The sequence below is a fragment of the Xanthobacter aminoxidans genome (genome assembly GCF_023571765.1).
Classification (GTDB): Bacteria; Pseudomonadota; Alphaproteobacteria; order Rhizobiales; family Xanthobacteraceae; genus Xanthobacter; species Xanthobacter aminoxidans.
Map to the genome: position 1 here is coordinate 277,828 of NZ_JAMJXC010000001.1, position 21,233 is coordinate 299,060.

At 69.2% G+C, this 21,233-nt stretch carries 22 protein-coding genes; 11 read left to right on the forward strand and 11 right to left on the reverse strand.

Annotated elements, in window-relative coordinates:
- A complete protein-coding gene (gene cowN / locus EJ105_RS01210) occupies positions 1-330 on the reverse strand; it encodes a N(2)-fixation sustaining protein CowN (protein WP_250165008.1) in 330 nt (109 codons plus the stop codon).
- A 142-nt stretch (positions 331-472) separates the two neighbouring features.
- Positions 473-1,273: a PAS domain-containing transcriptional regulator gene (locus EJ105_RS01215; protein ID WP_250165009.1), complete on the reverse strand. Its 801-nt coding sequence runs from the start codon at positions 1,271-1,273 to the stop codon at positions 473-475.
- Positions 1,274-1,476: 203 nt separating this feature from the next.
- On the opposite strand from EJ105_RS01215, the gene EJ105_RS01220 reads away from it, so the two are divergent.
- The 3 genes from EJ105_RS01220 to der are packed head-to-tail and all read left to right on the forward strand — an operon-like array spanning position 1,477 to position 3,908.
- The gene (locus EJ105_RS01220) at positions 1,477-2,166 is read left to right on the forward strand and encodes a tetratricopeptide repeat protein (protein ID WP_029556723.1); all 690 of its coding nucleotides are present in this window, start codon (positions 1,477-1,479) and stop codon (positions 2,164-2,166) included.
- A 50-nt stretch (positions 2,167-2,216) separates the two neighbouring features.
- Positions 2,217-2,477 (forward strand): hypothetical protein, encoded by a 261-nt coding sequence (locus tag EJ105_RS01225; protein WP_024277099.1) that lies wholly within the window; start codon positions 2,217-2,219, stop codon positions 2,475-2,477.
- A 42-nt stretch (positions 2,478-2,519) separates the two neighbouring features.
- Positions 2,520-3,908: a ribosome biogenesis GTPase Der gene (gene der / locus EJ105_RS01230; protein WP_250165010.1), complete on the forward strand. Its 1,389-nt coding sequence runs from the start codon at positions 2,520-2,522 to the stop codon at positions 3,906-3,908.
- Positions 3,909-3,978: 70 nt separating this feature from the next.
- Here der and EJ105_RS01235 read toward each other — a convergent pair whose 3' ends face one another.
- Positions 3,979-5,106, reverse strand: coding sequence for a CmpA/NrtA family ABC transporter substrate-binding protein (locus tag EJ105_RS01235; protein ID WP_250165011.1), 1,128 nt, complete (start codon positions 5,104-5,106; stop codon positions 3,979-3,981).
- Positions 5,103-5,693 carry an ANTAR domain-containing response regulator gene (locus tag EJ105_RS01240; protein ID WP_024277102.1) on the reverse strand — a complete coding sequence of 197 codons (591 nt, stop codon included), beginning with the start codon at positions 5,691-5,693 and terminating at the stop codon, positions 5,103-5,105. Before EJ105_RS01240 ends, EJ105_RS01235 begins: the two co-directional genes overlap by 4 nt.
- A gap of 248 nt (positions 5,694-5,941) precedes the next feature.
- Here EJ105_RS01240 and EJ105_RS01245 point away from each other — a divergent pair, with 248 nt between their 5' ends.
- A complete protein-coding gene (locus EJ105_RS01245) occupies positions 5,942-6,856 on the forward strand; it encodes a hypothetical protein (protein WP_250165012.1) in 915 nt (304 codons plus the stop codon).
- Positions 6,857-6,912: 56 nt separating this feature from the next.
- On the opposite strand, the gene rplS is transcribed toward EJ105_RS01245, so the two are convergent.
- The 3 genes from rplS to rimM form a co-directional block, all read right to left on the reverse strand.
- Complete coding sequence (rplS, locus tag EJ105_RS01250; RefSeq protein ID WP_029556728.1) at positions 6,913-7,335, reverse strand: 50S ribosomal protein L19; 423 nt, start codon at positions 7,333-7,335, stop codon at positions 6,913-6,915.
- 104 nt (positions 7,336-7,439) lie between these two features.
- Positions 7,440-8,168: a tRNA (guanosine(37)-N1)-methyltransferase TrmD gene (gene trmD / locus EJ105_RS01255; protein ID WP_250165013.1), complete on the reverse strand. Its 729-nt coding sequence runs from the start codon at positions 8,166-8,168 to the stop codon at positions 7,440-7,442.
- A 46-nt stretch (positions 8,169-8,214) separates the two neighbouring features.
- Complete coding sequence (rimM, locus tag EJ105_RS01260; protein WP_250165014.1) at positions 8,215-8,769, reverse strand: ribosome maturation factor RimM; 555 nt, start codon at positions 8,767-8,769, stop codon at positions 8,215-8,217.
- Positions 8,770-8,948: 179 nt separating this feature from the next.
- Here rimM and EJ105_RS01265 point away from each other — a divergent pair, with 179 nt between their 5' ends.
- Positions 8,949-10,397: an FAD-binding oxidoreductase gene (locus tag EJ105_RS01265; protein ID WP_250165015.1), complete on the forward strand. Its 1,449-nt coding sequence runs from the start codon at positions 8,949-8,951 to the stop codon at positions 10,395-10,397.
- Positions 10,398-10,476: 79 nt separating this feature from the next.
- Here the strand turns inward: EJ105_RS01265 and EJ105_RS01270 are convergent, their stop codons facing one another.
- The 4 genes from EJ105_RS01270 to EJ105_RS01285 all read right to left on the reverse strand — a co-directional run bounded on the left by EJ105_RS01270 (position 10,477) and on the right by EJ105_RS01285 (position 15,585).
- On the reverse strand, positions 10,477-11,685 hold the full coding sequence (locus EJ105_RS01270; RefSeq protein ID WP_250165016.1) for an MFS transporter: 1,209 nt from the start codon (positions 11,683-11,685) through the stop codon (positions 10,477-10,479).
- 279 nt (positions 11,686-11,964) lie between these two features.
- Positions 11,965-14,016: a SpoIIE family protein phosphatase gene (locus tag EJ105_RS01275; RefSeq protein WP_051678958.1), complete on the reverse strand. Its 2,052-nt coding sequence runs from the start codon at positions 14,014-14,016 to the stop codon at positions 11,965-11,967.
- The gene (locus tag EJ105_RS01280) at positions 14,016-14,849 is read right to left on the reverse strand and encodes a hypothetical protein (protein WP_029556733.1); all 834 of its coding nucleotides are present in this window, start codon (positions 14,847-14,849) and stop codon (positions 14,016-14,018) included. Before EJ105_RS01280 ends, EJ105_RS01275 begins: the two co-directional genes overlap by 1 nt.
- The gene (locus EJ105_RS01285; protein WP_029556734.1) at positions 14,839-15,585 is read right to left on the reverse strand and encodes a hypothetical protein; all 747 of its coding nucleotides are present in this window, start codon (positions 15,583-15,585) and stop codon (positions 14,839-14,841) included. The genes EJ105_RS01280 and EJ105_RS01285 overlap by 11 nt, the downstream gene beginning before the upstream one ends.
- Before the next feature lie 209 nt (positions 15,586-15,794).
- Between EJ105_RS01285 and EJ105_RS01290 the strand changes: the two genes are divergently transcribed.
- The 6 genes from EJ105_RS01290 (at position 15,795) to EJ105_RS01315 (ending at position 21,110) form a co-directional block, all read left to right on the forward strand.
- The gene (locus EJ105_RS01290) at positions 15,795-16,463 is read left to right on the forward strand and encodes a hypothetical protein (protein ID WP_250165017.1); all 669 of its coding nucleotides are present in this window, start codon (positions 15,795-15,797) and stop codon (positions 16,461-16,463) included.
- Complete coding sequence (locus EJ105_RS01295) at positions 16,460-18,445, forward strand: MFS transporter (RefSeq protein WP_250165018.1); 1,986 nt, start codon at positions 16,460-16,462, stop codon at positions 18,443-18,445. The genes EJ105_RS01290 and EJ105_RS01295 overlap by 4 nt, the downstream gene beginning before the upstream one ends.
- Entirely contained in the window at positions 18,445-19,512 is a 1,068-nt protein-coding gene (locus tag EJ105_RS01300; RefSeq protein ID WP_250165019.1) for an ABC transporter substrate-binding protein, read from the forward strand. The genes EJ105_RS01295 and EJ105_RS01300 overlap by 1 nt, the downstream gene beginning before the upstream one ends.
- A complete protein-coding gene (locus EJ105_RS01305; RefSeq protein ID WP_155982199.1) occupies positions 19,509-20,186 on the forward strand; it encodes a hypothetical protein in 678 nt (225 codons plus the stop codon). Before EJ105_RS01300 ends, EJ105_RS01305 begins: the two co-directional genes overlap by 4 nt.
- A 118-nt stretch (positions 20,187-20,304) precedes the next feature.
- The gene (locus tag EJ105_RS01310; RefSeq protein WP_024277116.1) at positions 20,305-20,655 is read left to right on the forward strand and encodes an STAS domain-containing protein; all 351 of its coding nucleotides are present in this window, start codon (positions 20,305-20,307) and stop codon (positions 20,653-20,655) included.
- 11 nt (positions 20,656-20,666) lie between these two features.
- Entirely contained in the window at positions 20,667-21,110 is a 444-nt protein-coding gene (locus EJ105_RS01315; RefSeq protein WP_051678960.1) for an ATP-binding protein, read from the forward strand.
- Positions 21,111-21,233: the final 123 nt, after the last annotated feature.

The window sequence follows — 21,233 nt, forward strand, 5'->3', positions numbered from 1 at the left end:
TCAGAAGCACTCTTCCTCCAGCCTTTTCAGGTCGGTCAGCGCGACCTCGTCCTCGTGCTCCTCGAATAGCTCGACCATGTAATAGACGTGGGAATGGAGCAGCAGCAGCTTGTCGCAGATGGTGGCGCCGCCCGCCTCTGCGGCTGACAGCCGGGCCTTGAAGCGGTCCCAGAAGGCGTTGCCATGGGCTGGGTCGTCGATGTAGCGGAACAGGTGCGTGAGCACCACTTTCATGTTCCCTTCGAAATCGATCCCCTGGAACGTCAGGTAGCGGTCCGGCGCTTCGAGCGCGAAGGGCAAAGCGGGAAAGCCGGCGGCAGCTTCGGTCATGCATCGTCCTCCATCGGGCGCCGAAGCGCGTCGAGGAGACCATGGGCGGTGAAGGGAGCCGGCTTCAAAGCCGAAGGCGCGGCCCACAAGCGTCCTGCACGAACGGCATCAGGGCTGCACGAACGGCGGTCGGCGCCGCGCCTCAGACCCCCAGCCGCCGCCGGATATCCTCCACCTTGCCCCGGCTGACCGGGACCCGTGTCTCGCCGGCATCCGCCATGACGAGATGCCAGCCGCCGTCCTCACGCGCGGCGGCGCGAACGTGGCGCATGTTGACGAGATAGCGCCGATGCACGCGCACGAACTGCGCTGGATCGAGCCGGCGCTCCAGATCGGCGAGCGGCCGCGGGCAGAAGGCGGAGAAGGTGGCGGTGCGCGCCTCCGCATAGTGTCCCTGCGCCACCAGGAAGGCGACTTCGGTCACGTCGATGAGGCTGATGACATCGCCCTTGCCGCGCACCAGCGGGAGTTTCATGAGGGGGCACAGGGCTGCCATGGCCTCCGCGCCCGCCACCGCCAGCCCCTCCACCTCCAGATCGGCCCCGGCGGTGCGGCCCATCATGGGCGCCTCGACCAAGGCGTGGATCATCATCAAGAAACCGTCGGGCGGGGCGTCCGGTGCGGCCTCGAGCCGGCTGACCTTGGCGACCAGCGTGCCCATGGCGGTGGTCACCACCAGGGAGGAGGTGCCGTCCTGCGAGGCGCGGGCGCGCTCGATGAGAAAAGCCACCTTGTCCCGCGCTTCGCTGGGATGGAGCGAGAGGATATCCACACCCGCGAGCCGCTGCCCCGCCGGCGCGAGCAGCCGCAGCGCCACCGGATTGACCGAGCGGATGCGCAGATCCGTGTCGAGCAGCACCACACCCACCGGCGTGCGCTGGAGGCGGTATTCAAATGACTGTGCGGCGGCGAGGGACGGGTTCGCGCGGGATGTGACGGCCATAACTCCCGATCCGGTGCCCCAACGGGCGGGGGTATCCTACGCCGGGCGTCCCTCATGCCAAGGCCGAGCCGCCTCAAAAACGCCCGTTTGCCACGATGAGGCCGCATGGATACTTTACGCGCCCTCGTCCCGGTGCGGCGTCGCCGGCAAGGTCCTGCTTCGGCAGGCCACCCCCAAGTCCTGGATCCCGAAGCTCTCAGCTCATGACCGACATTTTTCACGAGATCGAGGAAGACCTCCGGCGCGATCGCCTGCGCAAGCTCTGGGACCGTTTCGGCGGCGTGATCATCGCCGCGTGCGTGCTGGTGATTCTCGCCGCTGCGGGCTGGAGCGGCTACCAGTACTGGCGCCATGAGCAGGCGGTGAAGGCCAGCGAGGCGTATGAGAGCGCCGTCGCCCTGTTCGATGCCGGCAAGATGCAGGAGGCCGAGGCCGCCTTCGCCGCCATCGCCAAGAGCGGGCCGGCCGGCTATCGCACCCTTGCTCTGTTCCGCGCCGCTGCCGCCGCCACCGCCCGCGACAAGGCGGCCGGCATCGCCGCCTTCGATGCCATTGCCGCCGACAATTCCGTGCCGCCGCTCGCCCGTGACCTCGCTTTGGTGCGCGCCGCCCTGCTGGTGGTCGATACGGCCGGCCTGCCGGAAGTGAAGCAGCGCATCGGCGGCATCGCCAACGGCACCGGCCCGCTGCGCCATTCGGCGCGCGAGACGCTGGCGCTGGCCGAGCTGAAGGCCGGTGACCTTGCCGCCGCCAACAAGACCGCCACCGACATCACCACCGACAGCGAGACCCCGCCCGGTGTCCGCTCTCGGGCCGAGCTCATCCGGCGGCTCACCGCCTCGGCCACCGCCCCCGCGGGTGAAGCGGCCGCCGGCAGCGCGCCGACCCAGTGAACCCCGTGAGGAGCCGCATGACCGCGACGCGCATGAGGAGGACAAGCTTGATGATGGCACGCCCTGTCACCCGCAGCCTGCGCCTCGCGCTCGCGCTCGGCCTCGCCTTGACGGCCGCCGGCTGCGAGACGCTGGAGAATCTCAACCCGTTCGACCAGAAGAAGCCGCCGGTGCCGGGCGCACGCACGCCCGTGTTCCCCAACGGGGTGCCCGGCGTCGACTATTCGACCGGCCTCGGCCAGCCGAGCAACGCCAACGCCCCCATCGACAATCTGCCGGCCACCCCTCCGAAGGGCCAGCCGCAGCAATGATCCCTCAGACCTGAAGCCGACCGCCGGCCGCGAGCCCATTTCATGACCTTTTCCCTGGCCATCGTCGGGCGTCCCAACGTCGGCAAGTCCACCCTGTTCAACCGCCTGGTGGGCAAGAAGCTCGCGCTGGTGGATGATCGCCCCGGCGTCACCCGCGACCGCCGCGAGGGCGAAGGGCGGCTCGGCGACCTCACCTTCCGCATCGTCGACACCGCTGGCCTCGAGGAGGCGACCCCGGCGAGCTTGGAAGGGCGCATGCGCGCCCAGACCGAGGCGGCCATCGGCGATTGCGACGCCATCCTCTTCATGATCGACGCCCGCATCGGGCTGACCCCGACCGACCGCGCTTTTGCCGATCTCGTGCGCAAGGCCGGCAAGCCGGTCATCCTCGTCGCCAACAAGAGCGAGGGGCGTGGCGGCGAGGCCGGGACACTGGAAGCCTTCGGCCTCGGCCTCGGCGATCCCATCCCGCTCTCCGCCGAGCACGGCGAGGGCCTCTCCGACCTCTACGACGCCATCTGCGACGCCCTGCCCGAGCAGACGCGGCTGGAGGAGGAGGACGAAGAGGAAGAGGACGAGGCGGACGAGATCCCCGCCGAGGGGGAGGTCGAGCCCGAGAAGCCGCGCCGGCCCATCAAGGTGGCGGTGCTCGGCCGGCCCAATGCCGGCAAGTCCACCCTCATCAACAAGCTGCTCGGCGAGGATCGCCTTTTGACCGGCCCCGAAGCCGGCATCACCCGCGATTCCATCTCGGTGAACGTCACCTATGCCGGCATTCCGCTGGAGGTGTTCGATACCGCAGGCCTCCGGAAGCGCTCGCGCATCGACGACAAGCTGGAGAAGCTCTCCGCCGCCGACGCCCTGCGCGCCATGAAGTTCGCCGAGGTGGTGGTGATCCTCATCGACGCCACCCGCCCGTTCGAGGAGCAGGACCTGCGCATCGCCGATCTGGTGGCGCGCGAGGGCCGGGCCCTCGTCATCGGCTACAACAAGGCGGACCTCGTGCCCCGCGGCGGCCTCGCCACCCGGTTGCGCGAGGAGATCGACCATCTGCTGCCGCAGGTGAAGGGCGTACCTATCGTCCCCCTCTCCGGTCTCATGGGTCATGGTCTCGACAAGCTGGTGGCGGCCATCGCGAGCGCCCACAAGGTGTGGAACAAGCGTGTCGCCACCAATCCGCTCAACCGCTTCCTCCAGCAGGTGACGGAAAATCATCCGCCGCCGGCGGTATCCGGGCGGCGGATCAAGCTGCGCTACATGACCCAGCCCAAGGCGCGCCCGCCGTCCTTCGTGCTGTTCTGCTCGCGCACCGATGCCGTGCCGGAGAGCTATATCCGCTATCTGGTGAACGGCATCCGCGAGACCTTCGATCTGCCCGGCGTGCCGATCCGGCTGACGCTGCGCGAGAAGGACAACCCTTACGCGGACTGAGCCTTTTCTCCGCTCAGGCGCTGCGCGGGGCTGGTTGCCACGCTCAAGCGCCGCGCGGGCTTGATGGTCCTCAGCCCTTCAGAAAGGCGACCTGATCGAAGATCTCGCCGAACTGGGTGCCGACGCAGTCGGGCTCCGGGTGCTTCACCGGGACCGGGCCGACCGCCGCATCGAAGATGTCCGGCCGGTAGACCCCCATGGCCTCGCGCGCGGCGTCGGCGGCGAACTCGCCCTGGCCGGCAGCGACGATCTGGGCATACATCCACAGCGCATGGTCCGGCGCCGGCCGGTTGGCGCCATCGCGGTTGAGCACCAGATAGTCCGGATGGGACCTGAGCACCCCGCCCGGCGCGGTGTGGAGCCGGCCGTCCAGCGTGCGGCGGAGGATGTCGGCTGGCAGGTTGAGGTGGCGCGGCTCCCCCAGCAGCTTGGCGAGGTCCTCATGGTTGGCCGGGTCCTCGCACCAGCGGGCCGCGGCGTAGAGGGCGCGTACGAGGCGGTGCAGCACCTCCGGCTCGGCATTGGCGAAGCGGGCGTGGACGCCCAGCACCTTCTCCGGCACCCAGCCGAACAGCTCGGCGCCGAGCACCGCGATGCGGCCAACGTCTGAATCGACCGCCACCGAATTCCAAGGCGAGCCCACCGAGAAACCGTGGATGAGCCCGCCGCGCAGGCTTTCCGCCATGAAGGGCGGCGGCACCACCACGAGGCGCACGTCGCGGTCCGGGTCCACCCCGCCGGCCTTGAGGAAATGGCGGATCAGATAGGTGTGGGTGGAGAAGGAATAGACCGCGGCGAACACCAGCGGGTCACGCCCCTCCGCCTTCCTCTGCCGCACCACCTTGCCCAGCGCCAGCGCTGCGCCGGGGGCCGTTGAAAGGTCTTCGCCCACCTCGCCCATGGCCGCGTAGACGTGCTTGTCGATGGTGATGGCGCTGCCATTCAGGTTGAGCGCGAACGGCACCACCAGCGGCACCCGCACATGGCCGAGGCCGAGCGAGGAGGCGATGGCGAGCGGTCCCAGCATGTGGGCGCCGTCCAGGAGGCCGATGTTCACCTTGTCACGGATGTTGGCCCAGGAGACCTCCTTGTGCAGGTCGATCTCGATGCCCTCGGCCATGGCGAAGCCGCGCTCCGCTGCAGCGATCAGCACGGCGGCGTCGGTCAGGGGAATGAAGCCGATGGCGAGGCGTCTCATCGCAGAAGCTCCGCGGCGGTGATGATGGATTGGGCGATGTCGACGATGCGCTTCTTTTCGTTCATGGCGGTGCGGCGCAGGAGGTGGTAGGCGGCCTCCTCGTCGATGCCCTTCATCTTCATGAGCAGCATCTTGGCCCGGTCGATGGCCTTGCGCTCTTCCAGCTGGGTCTTCGCCTCCTCCAGCTCCGCCTTGAGGCGGGCGAAGGCGCGGAAGCGGGAGATGGTGGTTTCGAGGATCGGCTTCACCCGCTCCTTCCTCAGCCCGTCCACCACATAGGAGGCGACGCCCGCCTCGATGGCGTCCTCGATGGTCTTCGAGTCGGTCTGGTCCACGAACATGGCGACCGGTCGCTTCACCTCGCGGCTCACCTGGAACATCTGCTCGATGGTGTCGCGGGAGGGATCTTCGAGGTCGATCAGAATCACGTCCGGATCGATGGCGTAGATGCGCTCCAGCAGGTTGTTGCGGCCGGTGATGCGCAGCACCGTCTCGAAGCCCGCCTCCTTGAGACCCTCCTCCAGGATGGCGGCGCGCACGTCGCTCTCGTCGACGATCACGATCCTGAGGGTGAGGTCGTTCGCCATGGGGGTCCGGGCTGGGGCTGTCCGCTGGGGCTGGCGGACTCGTATGATACCTCACCTTCTGGAGCCGGTGCGGTCAAGTCTCCCGGCGCGCCATGCTTTGGCGTGAAGCAGGCCGGCGGCATGGACCTTCCCGCCAAGTCCTTCTAGAACGCCCGCGGCGGAGCGCGGCGCCAGGCCGGCCTGCGGCGATCCGCGCCAGTTCGTTCCTGTCCCGGCCCGGCACTCTGCCGGGTCCCTTGAAGGCGTCCATGCGCGACCTTGCCGATTACGCTCCCGCCGAATGGCTCGTGCTGACCCCGCTCGCCCACCGGCTGCGCCGCGCCCGCAATGTCGTGGTGGATCGCATCTACGCCCGGCGCCGGACGCCGGAGCAGGCCGAGGTTGTGGCGCGGATCGCCGCCGAGAGGGCGCCGGTCGTCGCCTTCACGGTGGCCTTCAACCTGCCGCAGGCGGTGGATTTCTTGGCTGATGCGATGGGGCGCTTCCTGCCCGGCACGCCGCTGGTCGTCTGCGACAATTCCACGGCCCCCGCCGCCCGCACCGCCATAGCGGCGCTGTCCGCGCGGCGCGGGCTCATCTACTGCCCCCTGCCGCCGACGCCCTATCGCGGCGCGCGCAACGGCTCCCGCTCCCACGGCGTGGCGCTGAACTGGATCTATGCGAACCTCATCCGGCCCGCCGCCCCGCGCGCCTTCGCCTTGCTCGACCACGACCTGATCCCGCTGGAGCCGACCGACCTTGCGGCGCGGCTCGCGGGCCAGCCCTGCTATGGCATGGTGCGGGAGGGGGAGGGCAATGGCGCCTGGTACCTGTGGCCGGGCTATTGCGTCTTCGATTCCGCGGCGGTGAAGGCCCTGCCGCTCGACTTTGGCACCGACACGCCGCTCACCCTCGACACCGGCGGGCAGAACTGGAGCGTGCTCTACCGCCACCTGGACCTCGCCGGGCTTCGGATGTCGACCCGTCGGCGGGTGCATCTCACGGATCCCGAAACAGGCGAGATGGAGCCGTTCCTGCTAGCGGACGGCTGGTTGCATGTGGGCGGCGCCGGCCATCGCGGCGGTGGAGCGGGGGCGCTTGAGCGGGTGCGGCAGGCCTATGAGGCCGATCCCGAGGGGCTGATCGCGCGCCTTCGGGCGAGCCCGGAGCGGCTCAGCCCATAAAAAAGCGCCGCCGGCTGGGCCGACGGCGCGTTTCACTCAGAAGAAGGGTCCGCGCCTCACTCGGCGGCGGCGGGAGCCTTGGCGCCCTTGGCCTTCTTGCCACCCTTGGCGTCGGTCGTGCGGTCCTGACGCTCGGCGATACGGGCAGACTTGCCACGACGGTCGCGCAGGTAATAGAGCTTGGCGCGACGCACCTTGCCGCGACGGACCACCTTGATGGAATCGATCAGCGGCGAATAGACCGGGAACACGCGCTCCACGCCTTCGCCGTAGGAAATCTTGCGGACGGTGAAGCTCTCGTTCAGGCCACCGCCGGAACGGGCGATCACCACGCCCTCGTAGGCCTGCACGCGGGTGCGCTCGCCTTCGACCACCTTCACGTTCACAATCACGGTATCACCGGGCTGGAACTCGGGAATGGCCCGCTTCTCGGCGAGCTTGGTCGCCTGCTCGGCTTCGAGCGTCTGGATAATGTTCATTGTCGCCAACCTCTTGGTGCCGCTTCGGAGCATGTCGCCCCGGCGCCACGTCGTGTCGTTTTAAGTTAAGGGACGCGGCTCCATACAGGAGAAAAGGGGCGCTGTCATTCCCTTTCCGTCGTGGATCCGTCACGCGCCCGGGCAAGAAGGCCCGGGGCAAGAAGGTCAGGTCGCCGCGCGCGCGTGACGGCTTCCGCCTCGGCCTGCCGCCAACGGGCGATGCGGGCATGATCTCCGGAGGTCAGCACCTCGGGGATGCCTGCCCCCTCGAACAGCTGCGGCCGGGTGTATTGCGGATATTCCAGCAGGCCGTGGGAGAAGCTCTCGTCCGTGCCGCTCTCCACCTTGCCCATGACGCCGGGGATGAGCCGCACGCAGGCATCGAGCAGCAGGAGCGCCGCCGCCTCGCCGCCTGAGAGCACCACATCGCCCACGCAGACCTCCTCGAGGCCGCGCGCCGCGACGATGCGCTCGTCCACCCCCTCGAACCGCCCGCAGAGGATGACCGCGCCCGGACCCGCCGCCAGCTCCCGCACGCGGGCCTGCGTCAGCGGCCGGCCGCGCGGGGTCATCAGCAGGCGGGGGCGGGGATCGTCGGGCGGGGAGACGGCGTCGATGGCGCGGGCGAGCACATCGGCCCGCATCACCATGCCCGGTCCCCCGCCCGCCGGGGTGTCGTCCACCGAGCGGTGACGGTCGAGGGCGTGGTCGCGAATCTGCACCGCCTCCAGGCTCCATAGCCCGTTCGTCAGCGCACGGCCGGCGAGCGCATGGCCGAGCGGGCCGGGGAACATCTCGGGATAAAGGGTGAGGACGCTGGCGCGGAAGGTCATGGGGTGAGATGGGCGCTGGGCGGGGCGGGAGTCAAATCGGCCTGCCTCAGCCCCCCTTGTCTTCGCCCGCCTCGGGCTCGGGGTCGCGGCGCTCGACGAAGGCTTCGGCGATGACCACCCGGCCCGCCTTCACGTCCACCACCGGCACGGCGTCGCGGGAGAAGGGCACCATGAGCGTCTTCGCCCGGATGCCGGGGAGGGCAGGGGCATATTCGAGGATGTCGCCGGCGCCGAAATCGTGCAGCGCGACAACGGTGCCGATGCGCGCGCCGGTCTCGTCCTCCACCGCGAGGCCGATCAGGTCCGCATGATAGAAGGTGTCCTCGTCCTCCGGCGGGGGCAATGCCTCGCGCGGGACATACAGGTCCACATTGGTCAGCGCCTCGGCGGCGGTGCGGTCGGCGACGTGGGCAAGGCGGGCGACGAAATGGTCCTTGGCCGCGCGCAACGCCGTGATGCGATAGCGGGTGCGGCCGGTGGCGTCGGTGAGCGGATCGTAATCGAGGATCGTGGCCGGATCCTCGGTGAAGACGAACAGCCGCACCTCGCCCCTCACGCCATGGGGGGCGCCGATGCGGGCGACGAGGACGCGGTCGGTCATCTGATCTCCGGTGCAGTGCGCCTTCAACGGGTTGGCGGCGGCGGCAGCGGCTCTAGCTCTTATGTCCGGCTTTGCCAAGCGGAAGGCCCGCGCCCCATCCGCCGCGCGGCGCTTTCGCGCTCCCCCGCGGCCCATCGGATGCTTGCCCGGCGGCGGCGGCTGATGCACCTTGCGCCCCCATGTCGAGCCATGCCCCCCAACCCATCCTTCTCGATGCCGTCCGCCTCTCCGGCCTTCTGGACCGCATCGCCGCCCGTATCGGCGCAGCCCATGTGCGCACCGACGCCCACGACCTCGCCCCCCATCTGGTGGAGGGGCGGGGCCTCTACCAGGGAACGACCCCTGCGCTGGTCGAGCCCGCCAACACGGAGGAAGTCGCCTTCGTGGTCGCCGCCTGCGCCGAGGCCGGCGTGCCGGTGGTGCCGCAGGGCGGCAATACGGGCCTCGTCGGCGGGCAGGTGCCGTTCGGCGCGCTGCTGCTCTCGCTGCGCCGGCTGAACCGCGTCCGCGACCTCGATCCGGTGGACCTCACCGTCGTCGCCGAGGCCGGCTGCACGCTGTACCAGGTGCAGCAGGCGGCGGAGGGGGCGGGCTGCCTGTTCCCGCTCTCCATCGGCTCGGAAGGCTCCTGCCAGATCGGCGGCAACCTCTCCACCAATGCCGGTGGCACGGCTGTTCTTCGCTACGGCAACATGCGCGAACTTGCCTTCGGCCTTGAGGTGGTGCTGCCGGACGGGCGCATCTGGAACGGCCTCTCGCGCCTGCGCAAGGACAATACCGGCTACGCGTTGAAGGACCTCTTCATCGGCGCGGAAGGCACGCTGGGCATCATCACCGCTGCCGTGCTGCGCCTGTTCCCGGCGCCCCGCGCCCGGGCGACGGCGCTGCTGGGCATTGCCGATCCCGAGACCGCGCTCTCCCTGTTCCGCCGCCTGCGCAATGCGGCCGGCGACAGCCTGACCGGCTTCGAGATCATGCCGGACTTCGGCATGGAGATCGTGCTCAAGCACATGCCCGGCTCGGTGCGTGCGCTGGCGGAGCGGCATCCTTGGTACGTGCTCGCGGAACTCACATCCACCCGTCCCAACGACGACCTGTCCCAGCTTGCCCTCGACACGTTCGAGGCGGCGTTCGAGGCGGGTGAGATCGAGGACGCGGTGGTGGGCTCCTCGGAAGCCCAGTGCGACGCCTTGTGGAAGCTGCGCGAGGACATGTCCGACGCGCAGAAGTTCGAGGGTGGCTCCATCAAGCACGATGTGTCCGTGCCGGTGTCGAAGGTGCCGTATTTCATCGCCGAGGCGAACCGGCTGTGCGAGGCGCACATGCCGGGCATCCGGATCTGCGCCTTCGGCCACATGGGCGATGGCAACATCCACTACAACCTCAGCCAGCCCGAGGGCATGGACAAGGCGGCCTACCTCGCCACCTGGGAGGAGTTCAACCGCATCGTCCACGATCTCGTGGCCTCGCTCGGCGGCTCCATCTCGGCGGAGCATGGCATCGGCATCCTCAAGCGCGAGGAACTGCCCATGTACAAGGACAAGGTGGCGCTGGAACTGATGGCCGCCATCAAGCGCGCCGTGGATCCGCGCGGCCTTTCCAATCCCGGCAAGGTGCTGCTGGATTGAGGGACGCATAAGGCGCGGCCCCTTCAGGAGCCGCGCCGTTTTCTGGTTTGTCACCGCTCAGGCTTGTGGGACTTGGATCCTAGTCCGGCCGGCGGCGCACAGCGAAGGCGGTGCCGACCGCGAGGGCGAGGGCGGCAGCCGCGCCGGCAATCACCATGCGCGGATGATGGTGGTCGAGCATCAGGCCGAACAGCAGCGGCCCCACCAGTGAGCCGATGTCGAAGCCCGAATAGACGATGCCGAACACCTTGCCCGTCGCGCCGGCCGGCGCCGCCGTGCGCACGAGCACGTCGCGCGAGGGGGTGGTGAGCCCCATGAAGAAACCCACCAGCGCGATCAGCCCCACCGTCACCTCCGGCGCCGTCTGAAGCCAGGCGGCGAGGAAACCGAACAGCGCAGCAGCGGCGAGGCCGCCCATGGCGATCTGGTGATGCTGGGCGGAGCGGTCCGCCACATGCCCGCCGATGGCGACGCCCGCGGTGTTGCCCACTTGGAACAGCGCCACGGCCAGCGTCGCCAGCGCCACCGCCGCGCCGAAGCCCTCCTGCAGCGCGACGATGGAGAAGCTCTGCAGGCCGGAAAGGGCCACCGAGGTGAGGGTGAAATAGAGAAAGGCCATCAGCACCACGGGCATGGCCAGCACCTGCAGGAAAGACAGCGGTGCCCCTCCGGCCGCCGCGTGGGCTGCACGTCCCGCCGGCGCGCGCAGCGGCCCGCGGAAGACGGCGAGCAGGAGCCCCACCAGCAGCACCAGCAGCCCCATGGCGATGAGCGCCGTGCGCCAGCCGAAATGCGCGCCGATCGCGCCGGACACGATGGGCGACAGGCCGAAGCCGATGCTCCCCGCGATCACATGGGCGGCGAAGGCGCGCCCGAGCCGGGGTGCCGCAACCTTGTGACTGAGGATGGAGAGGTCGGCCGGGTGATAGACCGAGTTGCCCAGGCCGGCGAGCGCAGCCAGCGGCAGCAGCAGAAGATAGGTGGGCGCAAATCCCATGGCGGCCGTCGCGGCGCCTTGGGTGAGGATGCCGGCCAGAAGCAGCCGATCGGCGCCGAAGCGGTCCACCAGCACCCCGGCCGCCACCTGTCCGGCGCCCGAGAACAGGTAGAAGACGGACAGCACGAGTCCCAGCTCGATGAAGGAGACCTGGAGGTCGGCCCGCATCATGATGAAGAGCGGAGCGAGCGCGAGCTGGAGGAAATGGCTGCAGAAATGAGCGCTGCAGACGGCGCCGATGGAGGAAACCTCGGCCGCGGGCCAGCGGGCCGCGCGCGCTTCGATGGACATGACAATCCTCTCCGTCCCCGGCGGGGCACCGGGATCAGACCGGCACGGCTGCGCCGCCCCGGATGCTGCGTTTCCCCCTCTCTGGTCGGCGGGAGGCCGTTGCGCCGGCGCTTTCAGGCGTCAGCTGTCGACCTCCGGTGAGGGTTGGCTCCCTCGATGCTTCAGGCACGTGTTTCCAAGACCCTGCCGGGCACGCTTACCGCCTCGGCGCCCGGCACGCACGCATATTCTGCCGTGCGCCCGCACTGGCGAAGCATCAGGCGTCACACGGGGGCACGATCAGCGTGTGCGGCGCGGGCCGTGGCCGCCGAAGTAACGCAGGGTCAGGCAGGTGATGTCGTCGGCCTGGGGCGCACCACGCTCGAAGACGTGCACCGCCGCCAGCACCCGCTCGTTGAGCTCTGCCACCGACCAGTCGGCGGCGCCGCCGCGCAGCAGTTCCTCGACACGTTCCTCGCCGTAGGGCTGCTCGTCGATGTCGAAGGCCTCGGTCACGCCGTCCGTATAGAGGAAGAGCGTGTCGCCGGGGGCGAGGTGCAACTCGTGCTGCTGGTAGACGAAGCCTTCCAGCACTGCCACCGCCATGCCGCCCGTGGAGGGCACGGTGGTGACCTCGCCGGAACGGGCGATGCGGTAGGGCAGGTTGTGGCCGGCATTCACATAAGTGACCTTCCCCGAGGAGAGGTCCACCACGCCATAGAGCACGGTCACGAACAGCATCTGCTCGTTTTCCACCGCGAGCAGGTCATTCAGGCGGCGGATACAGCCCGCCGGAGAGCGCTCGAACAGCGCGGTCGAGCGCAGCAGGGTGCGGGAGATGGCCATGAACAGGGCGGCTGGCACACCCTTGCCGGAGACGTCCGCCACCACGAAGCCGAGCGTGGTGTCGTCGACCATGAAGTAGTCGTAGAAGTCGCCGCCCACCTCGCGCGCGGGCGTCATCTGGCCATGCACGGCGACACGCGCATCCGGCGGGAATTCCTTGGGCAGGATGGCGAGCTGCACCTGACGGGCAATCTCCAGCTCCTGCTGTAGGCCGGCAAGCTTGGTCTTGGTGATGAGGGCCTCGCGCAGCTCCACCACCATGGACGAGAGGCGGGTGTGTTGCTCGACGATGCGCCGCGACAGATCGTGGAGCACGCGGGCGACGCGCTTCAGCTCGTCGTCATTCTCGTTCTCCTCGCCCTTGGCGAGGAGAGCCAGAACCTCCTCCCGGTCGGTCGGGTCGATGGCATCGGCAAGCGCCTGCAACTCGCCGGAGATCACCACCTCCTGCCGCCGCCGCACGCGCTCGCGCTGGCGCCGGCTCTCGGCCAGGGCCTGCACGTTGCCGCGCAGTGCCACCACCGCCTCGGCGATACGGCCGATCTCGTCATTGCCGGCATGACCCACCGTGACCGAGGTGTCGCCGCGCGACAGGGCCTGCAGCACGTCGATGGCCGATTCCAGAGGCCGGAAACTGTACCAGAGGAAGACATTGAGACCGATGACGCCGAGCAGCACGAGGCCGATGGCGCCGGCCACGGCCGACTGGCGGATGAAGGCGGTCGCCTGCACCGTCTGGGTGGTATCTTCCAGGCTCACAAGCGCGCCCACGGCGCTGCCGCTCACGTCCGCGATCGGAATGGAAGTGACGTTGTAGTTGCGCCCGTCCAGCAACAATTGCTCGGCGGTGGGGCGGCGCGGCGTGATGGAGACCTTGGCCCGTTCCCACAGGCGGAAATCGGTGCTGGCGACCACCCGCCCGCGGAGGGTGATGAGGGTGGTGGCGGCGCTGATGCCGCGGGCGAAGCGCTCCATGCCGAGCGCGGCATCGCGCCCGAGCACCAGCACGGCCCGGCCGCGGCCGGGCAGTTCCACCGTGCGGGTGGTGATGACGATCACCTGCGAACCGCTGATCTGCCGCAGCCCGGAGAGCACCTCGCCCTTGAGCGCCCGGTCGAGGCTGCCGGCGTCGAGGATGTAGCGGGCATTGGTGGTGCCGTCGCTGAACACCACCTCGCGGTCGGCCGCCACAACCTCGAAATAGGTGGCTGGGTCGTCGATATCGATGCCGACCTCTCGGATCGCCGCGGCGATGCCCGGGCGGTCCGAGAAGCTCAGCGCGATGCGGAAGGGCGAGGAGGTGTCGATGCGCTCGAGGATGCGGGCGAGATTGGCGGTCTGGAAGGCGACGATCTCGCGCCAGAGGACGGTCTGACCCTCGATGGCCAGCTCGCCCTCGCGGGCCTGGGCGACGCGGTCGCGCAGCACCGTGGCACCCCAGATGCCCAGCATGAGCACGGTGAAGCCGGTGGCGACGATGAGGGTGATGCGGGTCCGCAGCAGCATCACGACCCCCGCACCTTGTCGGCGCGGCCGGGCGGCGCCATCACCTCGCGCCGGACCCGTTCCACGTCCGGCCTGAGCCCGCCGTCGAAATCCACCGCCAGAAGCTCCTCCGCATAGGCCTCGAATACCGATCGGCGTTCGGCCACCCTGCGGTTGCCGTGCTCAAGTTCCCGGAAGGCCCGACCCACCGCCCCCCGCGCACCTTGACGGCGGCGGTGTTGAATCATCACGTCGCGCTCGCCGTACTGGCCGTTCACCGCCTCGGCCAGGCCGTTGGCGAGGCGGGTGCGGGCACGCTCGAGCGCATTGCCCACCAGCAGGCCGGCGGCCAGCGCCGCCAGCGCCGCACAGACCGTCACCACCATCGCTGCCTTGAGGCCGATGTCGGCGAAGGAGGTGGCGAGGGCGGCGGGATTTGTGGTGACTTCCACCGCCGCCACCGTATTGCCATCCACCACCACGGGAGCGCTCACCGAATCGGTGCCGGAATGCTCACCGATGGCGCTGCGGATCTCACGACCGTCCGATCCGCGCAGCACGATCTGGGTCAGGCCGGGCGTGCGGGTCAATGTCTCGGAGAGGTGCTGTTCCACGCCGGGAAGCAGCTTCAGGGGGATGCCGAAGCGTGCCGCCTTCTCGAACTGCTGGGCGAGGGTGCGGGCGACCGACGTGCCGATCACCAGCGCGTCGCGCCGCGCACTCTCCTCGACCCGGGCGCGATAGCCGTTGACGAGCACCGCCGCTGCGATGCCGCCGAGAACGAGTGTGAGAATAAGGGCGAACAGCCCGGTGACCAGGCGCGCGCGGCCGCTTTCGGCGATCTCAGGCCGCATCGTCGAGTGCTCCAAGCTGGCCAAGGCCCCGGTCGACCCGCGCCTCGGCATCGCGCCAGCTCTTCACTGTGGCCTCGGCAAGGGGCGCAAGGCCGCCATCGTCGCCGGTGGACCCGCCTTCCCCCCGCAGCACCTTTCCCACCCGGTCGAACGGGCGCGTCAGCACGTGGACGAACGCCACGGCGGCAATGATGGCGGCGATGGACGCGGCGAGCGAAAGCACCCCCGTGCGGATCAGAAGGTCGAGGCCGAGCCGGTCTGCGCGGGCACTGCGCGCCTCGTCCGACACCGTGACCGAGATGCCGCCGGCGACACCGAGGTCGTTCTCGAAGCGGGTGCCGAACACAGTGTCGCCGCGCTCGGCCGCAGCCCATTGGTTATCGTCGCCCAGCCGCTTCACCCAGTCCGGGCTCACCTCTTCGCCGATCACGCTGCGGTCGGTGGAATAGATGGCGCGGCCCGCGGAATTAAAGATGTCGATGGCGAGGATGGAGGGGTCGCCCGCCTTCTCGCGCTCGATGCGCGGCTGCAGCAGGGAAATCTGGTCCAGAAGCAGGCCGATGGAGAGGTTCGCCTCGGTGGAGGCGCGCAGCGTGCCGAGCAGGTTGGCGACGCGGGCACGCTCGATCTCCTCGCCCACCCGATCGCTGGCCGAGAACGCGATCACCGCGACCGCCACCACCGCAGCGGTCACGGATACGACGGCGACCAGGATGAGCCGGCTTACGAAAGTCATGCGGGGAACTTCGGTGGGGTGGACGGCCCGGACGTTAACCGCGCACTCGCGGCCAAACCAGACAAAAAACTCCCCTGCGACCAAAAAAACCTGCATTGTCAGCTTGCTTTTCGTGGCATGAAGGTCGGGCGGTCGGGGCCGGACCATAGGGCAGGGCGCGAAGGGTTCGGCGCGAAAGTCGAGACGCCAAGGGTCGAGCGCGAAGGGTCATGAGGCGGACCACACTGGGGCTCATCATCGTGTTCGCGTTGATCGCGGCCGCGTGCGTCGCCTTCGGCGCCTATTTCTCCTACGTGACGCTCATCAATGCCCATCGCGGGGTCATCGAGGCCCGCTGTGGTATCGCCGCCCAGCGTGTGGTGGACGTGGTTGAAAAGGCCGCTTCCCTCGGCATCGCCCTTCCCGCGCAGCAGACGCTGACCGCGGTATTGGAGCGGGAGGCCCGCGTGGAGGACGCGATTCGCTCCATGGACCTCACAGACGAGCATGGCATCGTCCTGTTCTCCAGCGAGCCCGGGCGCGTCGGCCTGGACACGACACGGGACACCGAGCGCGGCCTGACCCGTCCGGTGCGCAACGACATCGGCCAGAGTCTCGGCCGCGTCGTGGTTCGATATGATTCCAAGATCCTGACCGATGGCGCAGCGACGCTCGCCTCCGACCTCAGGCGGATCGCCCTTCCCACGCTCCTGTGGGCCGGCGCGGCGACGCTGGTCATCGGCCTGCTTCTCGCAGCGCTGCTGCAGCGGGCGGTCCGGCGCGCCGCGGAGCCGCATCTGTGGCCGCCCGCCGCCCGCGCCGCGCTCGCCTCGGTCGAAGAGGCGCACCGCACGGCCGGGCCGCCGGCCTCCGGCGTCACCGGTGGGGGCGCCGCATGATCGGTCTTCGCGGCGGGATCTCCATCGCCATCGTCATCATCCTCTGTTCGGCGCTGGCCGTGATCGGCTGGGGTGCGGAACAGGCGGCCCAGCGCACCATCGCACCGGAGATCGTCGCCAAGGCGAATTCGGTCGGCCGGGCCGCCGCCGACCTCGTCCAGCGCGCCGCGGCGGTCGGCGTGCCTTTCGACCGGTTGGTCGGGGTGAACCGTTATTTCGATGACCTGCGGGCGGCCAACGTCGAGTTCACCCAGATCAGCCTGAACGCTGCGGGCGGCAAGGAACTGGCGCGGTCGGGCGCGGTCTCTTCCGGCGGCGACGCGCCACGGGTCTTCGTGCCGGTGGAGGATGCCGACGGGCACCGCCTGGGCGACGTCATGATCGTGGTCGATCCCAGCGTCGTGTCCCAGCAGGTGGGTGCGGTGCTCGTCGATGTCGCCTTCATCGGCATCGTCGCGCTGCTGGTGGCGCTGGAACTGGTGGCTCTCGTCGTTGGCACCCGCGGCCTCGAATCGCTGGTGGCGGTGGAGCGGCGGCTCAAGGCGCTGAAGCGCGGCGTGCTCTCCCGCCAGGAGGGCGGTGCGGGGGCTGCCGGCGACCTTATCCTTCCCATCGACCGGCATGTGGAAACGCTCGCCGGTCGCCATCTCTCCCTGCGCGCCGAGGCGGAGCGCAGGGGGGATGCCGAGGCCCTCGCCCGGCTCGACGAGATCGAGGTCCGCACCGGCCTCGGCCGGGTCCAGGCTGCCGAGAGCGAGGCCGCCATCGCGGTGCGCCCGGCCCTGTTCCTGTTCATGCTGGCGGAAGAACTCACCCGCCCCTTCCTGCCGCGCGCCGCACAGGCCCTCGGCGTGCCGGCCGGCTTCGGTCCCGATGTGGCGGCGAGCCTGCCCATCGTCGCCTTCATGGCGGTGGTGGCGCTGTGCCAGGTGCCGTTCGCCTCCCTGTCCGAGCGGCTCGGCCGGCGTCCGGGCTTCCTTGCCGGTGCGGCACTGGCGGCGGCGGGTTACGTGGTCTCGGCGATCAGCCCGCATTACGACGTCTTCCTCGCTGCCCGCGTCGCCACGGCGGTGGGCTATGCGCTGGTGTTCGTCTCCGCCCAGGGCCATGTGGTGGATCTGTCCTCCGGCGCGGCCCGCAGCGCGGCTCTGGCCGTGTTCGTGCGGGCCATCATGGTGGCGAGCCTGTGCGGGCCGCCCATCGGCGGCGTCATCGCCGACAGGCTGGGACCGGGCGTCGCCTTCGCGACCTCGGCTGGTCTCGCCCTCGTGGCGCTTCTGGTGGCGCGGCTGACGCTGCCGGCCGCGGAGCGGCATCGTAGCGTGGCCAATGTGGGGCTCGCCGACCTCAAGGCCGCGGCCCGCGCACCTGGTCTGATGTCCCTGCTCCTGGGCTGCGCCTTCCCCGCCAAATTCCTGTTTGCCGCCTTGTGCTTCCTGCTGGTGCCGCTGGAACTGCAGCGCGAGGGCTTCTCCTCCGCGGCCATTGGCCGCTTCCAGATGATCTATCCGGTCCTCATGGTGATCGGCGTGCCCTTCTTCGCCGCCCTGGCCGATCGCTTCAGCGCCCGCGCCGGATTCGTGGTGGCGGGTGGGCTGGTTTCGGGCATCGGCGCCCTGGCCGTGCTGCTCCATCCCTCCGTGGCGCTGATCGTCGTTGCGCTGGTGGCGCTGGGCTGGGGACAGGCCATGTCCATCGCGTCCCAGTCGGCGCTGGTCGCGGATACCGCCACCAGCATGGGGGCGGGCCGGGCGGCCGGAGTTCTCGGCCTGTTCCGGCTGGTGGAGCGGTCCGGCAACGCCGCCGGACCCGCCAGTGCCGGCTTCCTGCTTTCGACGCTCGGCTTCGCGGCGGCGACCGGTTTCCTCGGCGCTGTAGCGGTAGCCGGAGCCATGCTATTTGCGCTATCTGGACGCAGAGTCTTCGTCCATCATTCGCGCCGCCCATCCTCTGCGGCCGCCTCGGAAGGGAGTTCCGCCTGATGGATCGCCGTTCCCTCCTCGCACTCGGCCTCGGCGCGGGTGCTGCGGGGCTGGTGGGCACTGTCCCCGGCGCCTTCGCCCAGACCAATGGCGGCAACGGCCAGCCGCGCCCGGCCGGCACGCCTGCACCTGCCGCCCGTGGCGAGGCGTTCCGTGTCCTGATGCTCACCTTCCGCGGTGATACCGATGTGGAGCGCGGCTTCCGCGACTACTTCGCGGCCAACGACATCAAGGTCGAGTTCATGACCCGCGACGTGGAGCGGGACGCGAGCAAGGTGAAGCCGATCCTCGCGGAAGTGCTGCCGACCTTCCGGCCCAACCTCATCTACACCTATGGCACCCCGTTGACGCTCGGCGTCGCCGGTCCCTATGACGCGCCGTCCACCGCCGGTTTCGTGCGCGATATCCCGGTGGTGTTCGCCCTGGTGGCGGCGCCGGTACAGGTGAAGATCGCTCCTTCGCTCGCCTCTTCGGGGCGCAACGTGACGGGCGCGGTGCACGTGGTGCCCACTGACGTGCAGATGCGCGCCATGCAGAGCTACAAGGCGTTCAAGAAGGTCGGCGTGATCTATTCGCCGAACGAGAGCAACTCGGTCGCCATCATCGACGAGATGAAGGCCTTCTCCGCCACCATCGGTGCCGAGGTTCTGGCCCAGCCCCTGACCATGGTGGGCAGCAAGCCGACCGGTGACGGGGTCGAGGATTTCGTGAGGAACCTGAAGGCGCAGGGCGCCGAATGGCTCTATCTGCCGGCCGACACCTTCCTTGCCACCATCTTCGACCGGGTCGGCCCGGCGGCACTGGCGGCGGGGCTTCCCACCTTCGGCGCGACGGAATTCTTCCTGCGCGAGGGGCTGGGGCTTGTCGGGCTGGTCAGCCGCTATTATTCGGTGGGCCAGCTCGCCGCCTCCAAGGCGGCCGAGATCCTGGTCCAGCACGTGCCGCCCCAGGACATCCCGATCGAGACGCTGAAGCGCTTCGCCCTCATCATCAACATGAACGTGGCCAAGCAGCTCGGCGTCTACCCGCCCATCGCCATGCTCAATTATGCGGAAGTAATCACGTGATGAACGCCCTGCGCGAGGCCGCGCCGACCTCTACGCTGACGCAGCGCATGCTCGGGCCGGGCGATCTCGACGCGATCGACACCCTTCATCATCTGGCCATCGGGCCGCTGGTTCGCCCGGAAGTGGTGAAGCCGGAAAACCGTTCGTACTTTGAAAGCATCCTCAGCGGCCGCGGCCTGGTGATCGGGCTCTATGACGGCCCGTTGCTCGCCGCCTACGGCATCCTTCAGCACGATCATTCGCCCAAGGACGGCCCGCACCGCCTGCTCGGGCTCGATCCCGCCTTGTCGGTGGGCCGGCTGGCCGGGGCTTCGGTGCATCCGGCCTATCGCGGCCGTGGACTGCAGCGGGTGCTGATCGCTGCCCGGGTCGATGCGGCGCCCGCGGACATGGTGCTGTTTTCCACAGCGGCGCCGGTCAACACGCCGAGCTGGGCGAGCCTGCTCGTCGAGGGCTTTCCCATCTACGACATCCAGCTCTTCTTCGGCGGCTATGCGCGCTACGTGATGGTGCGCGACTTCACCACCTTCGATCCGCAGGAGACCCTTCTGGTCGATCCGCTGGACACGGCGCGGCAGAAGGAGCTCTTCGCTGAGGGCTGGCACGGCTACGCCCGCTGCCGCACCGATTCCGGCGCTGCCGGCGTGCTGTACGCCCGCCCCCGAAAAGCCTGACACCCCCAGCGGGCAGGCCCTTCCGGGGTCCCTGCTCCGCGTCACGAAACTGTCGTATGGTTTGCTGAATCTGTGCCCACGCGGTGCGGGCATCCCGATCCAGAGAGATACTGGCCCCATGAAGATCGAGAGGACCCCCCTCGGCCCCGACATCATCCTCGTGCGCCTGGAAGGCCGGCTCGACATCGCCGGCGCGGCGGCGGTGGAGCCGGAGTTCAAGTCGTCCTGCGAGGCCGCGCGCGTGCTCGTGGTGGACCTGTCCGGCACGCCGTTCATGGCCTCCATCGGCATCCGCCTGCTGCTCGCGGGCGCCAAGGGGCTGCATCGCAAGGGGGGCATCATGGGGCTTTTCGCATGTGACCCTCAGGTGGAGAAGGTGCTGCGCTCCACCGGGGTCGATCAGCTCGTCGGCATCCACGCCACGCGGGACGAGGCGCTCGCGGCGGCGGGCATCTCCCCGGCAACCTGACGGCGGATCCCATGGCGACGCCCGCGGCCGGAACCCTTGTCTCGACCATCGATGTGGGCGCGCGCATCGACGACATCACCGACGCCACGGGCTGGCTCGGCACGCTGGCTGACGAACAGGGCTGGCCGGATGCCACCCGCTTCGCGCTGGAGCTGAGCCTCGAGGAGGCTCTGACCAACGTCGTCTCCTACGGCTTTGCGGGCACCGACCGGCAACCGCACATCCGAATCGAATGCTGGCGCTTGCCAGAAGGCCGGGTGGCGGTGCGCCTGATCGACAACGGCGTGCCCTTCGATCCCACCAGCATCGCCGAGCCGGTGGTCCCCGACAGCATCGAGGACGCCCGGATCGGCGGTCACGGCGTGCAGCTGATGCGGCATTTCCTCGAGACGCTCGACTACAGCCGGGAAGGTGAGGAAAACCAGCTGACGCTGGTGGCCAACGCGGCCGGGTGAGGTTGCTCACAAGAGTGTCGCACTCCGCGGTCTATGATGTCCGCTCGGGGAGCCGTGCCGCAGCATCCGCGGAACATTGAGCGCGTCTGCGGCTTTCCTCTGGTGCCGTCGGGTCTTTCTTAT

Excerpts from the sequence above, each read along its gene's own strand:
- EJ105_RS01295 (WP_250165018.1), top strand. The coding sequence starts at position 16,460 with ATGATCGGTCTTCGCGGCGGGATCTCCATCGCCATCGTCATCATCCTC.
- trmD (WP_250165013.1), bottom strand. The coding sequence starts at position 8,168 with ATGACCTTCCGCGCCAGCGTCCTCACCCTTTATCCCGAGATGTTCCCC.
- EJ105_RS01270 (WP_250165016.1), bottom strand. The coding sequence starts at position 11,685 with ATGTCCATCGAAGCGCGCGCGGCCCGCTGGCCCGCGGCCGAGGTTTCC.
- EJ105_RS01240 (WP_024277102.1), bottom strand. The coding sequence starts at position 5,693 with ATGGCGAACGACCTCACCCTCAGGATCGTGATCGTCGACGAGAGCGAC.
- rplS (WP_029556728.1), bottom strand. The coding sequence starts at position 7,335 with ATGAACATTATCCAGACGCTCGAAGCCGAGCAGGCGACCAAGCTCGCC.
- EJ105_RS01290 (WP_250165017.1), top strand. The coding sequence starts at position 15,795 with ATGAGGCGGACCACACTGGGGCTCATCATCGTGTTCGCGTTGATCGCG.
- cowN (WP_250165008.1), bottom strand. The coding sequence starts at position 330 with ATGACCGAAGCTGCCGCCGGCTTTCCCGCTTTGCCCTTCGCGCTCGAA.
- EJ105_RS01235 (WP_250165011.1), bottom strand. The coding sequence starts at position 5,106 with ATGAGACGCCTCGCCATCGGCTTCATTCCCCTGACCGACGCCGCCGTG.
- EJ105_RS01285 (WP_029556734.1), bottom strand. The coding sequence starts at position 15,585 with ATGACTTTCGTAAGCCGGCTCATCCTGGTCGCCGTCGTATCCGTGACC.
- EJ105_RS01280 (WP_029556733.1), bottom strand. The coding sequence starts at position 14,849 with ATGCGGCCTGAGATCGCCGAAAGCGGCCGCGCGCGCCTGGTCACCGGG.
- EJ105_RS01300 (WP_250165019.1), top strand. The coding sequence starts at position 18,445 with ATGGATCGCCGTTCCCTCCTCGCACTCGGCCTCGGCGCGGGTGCTGCG.
- EJ105_RS01275 (WP_051678958.1), bottom strand. The coding sequence starts at position 14,016 with ATGCTGCTGCGGACCCGCATCACCCTCATCGTCGCCACCGGCTTCACC.
- der (WP_250165010.1), top strand. The coding sequence starts at position 2,520 with ATGACCTTTTCCCTGGCCATCGTCGGGCGTCCCAACGTCGGCAAGTCC.
- EJ105_RS01315 (WP_051678960.1), top strand. The coding sequence starts at position 20,667 with ATGGCGACGCCCGCGGCCGGAACCCTTGTCTCGACCATCGATGTGGGC.
- EJ105_RS01245 (WP_250165012.1), top strand. The coding sequence starts at position 5,942 with ATGCGCGACCTTGCCGATTACGCTCCCGCCGAATGGCTCGTGCTGACC.
- EJ105_RS01220 (WP_029556723.1), top strand. The coding sequence starts at position 1,477 with ATGACCGACATTTTTCACGAGATCGAGGAAGACCTCCGGCGCGATCGC.
- rimM (WP_250165014.1), bottom strand. The coding sequence starts at position 8,769 with ATGACCGACCGCGTCCTCGTCGCCCGCATCGGCGCCCCCCATGGCGTG.
- EJ105_RS01265 (WP_250165015.1), top strand. The coding sequence starts at position 8,949 with ATGTCGAGCCATGCCCCCCAACCCATCCTTCTCGATGCCGTCCGCCTC.
- EJ105_RS01310 (WP_024277116.1), top strand. The coding sequence starts at position 20,305 with ATGAAGATCGAGAGGACCCCCCTCGGCCCCGACATCATCCTCGTGCGC.
- EJ105_RS01225 (WP_024277099.1), top strand. The coding sequence starts at position 2,217 with ATGATGGCACGCCCTGTCACCCGCAGCCTGCGCCTCGCGCTCGCGCTC.
- EJ105_RS01215 (WP_250165009.1), bottom strand. The coding sequence starts at position 1,273 with ATGGCCGTCACATCCCGCGCGAACCCGTCCCTCGCCGCCGCACAGTCA.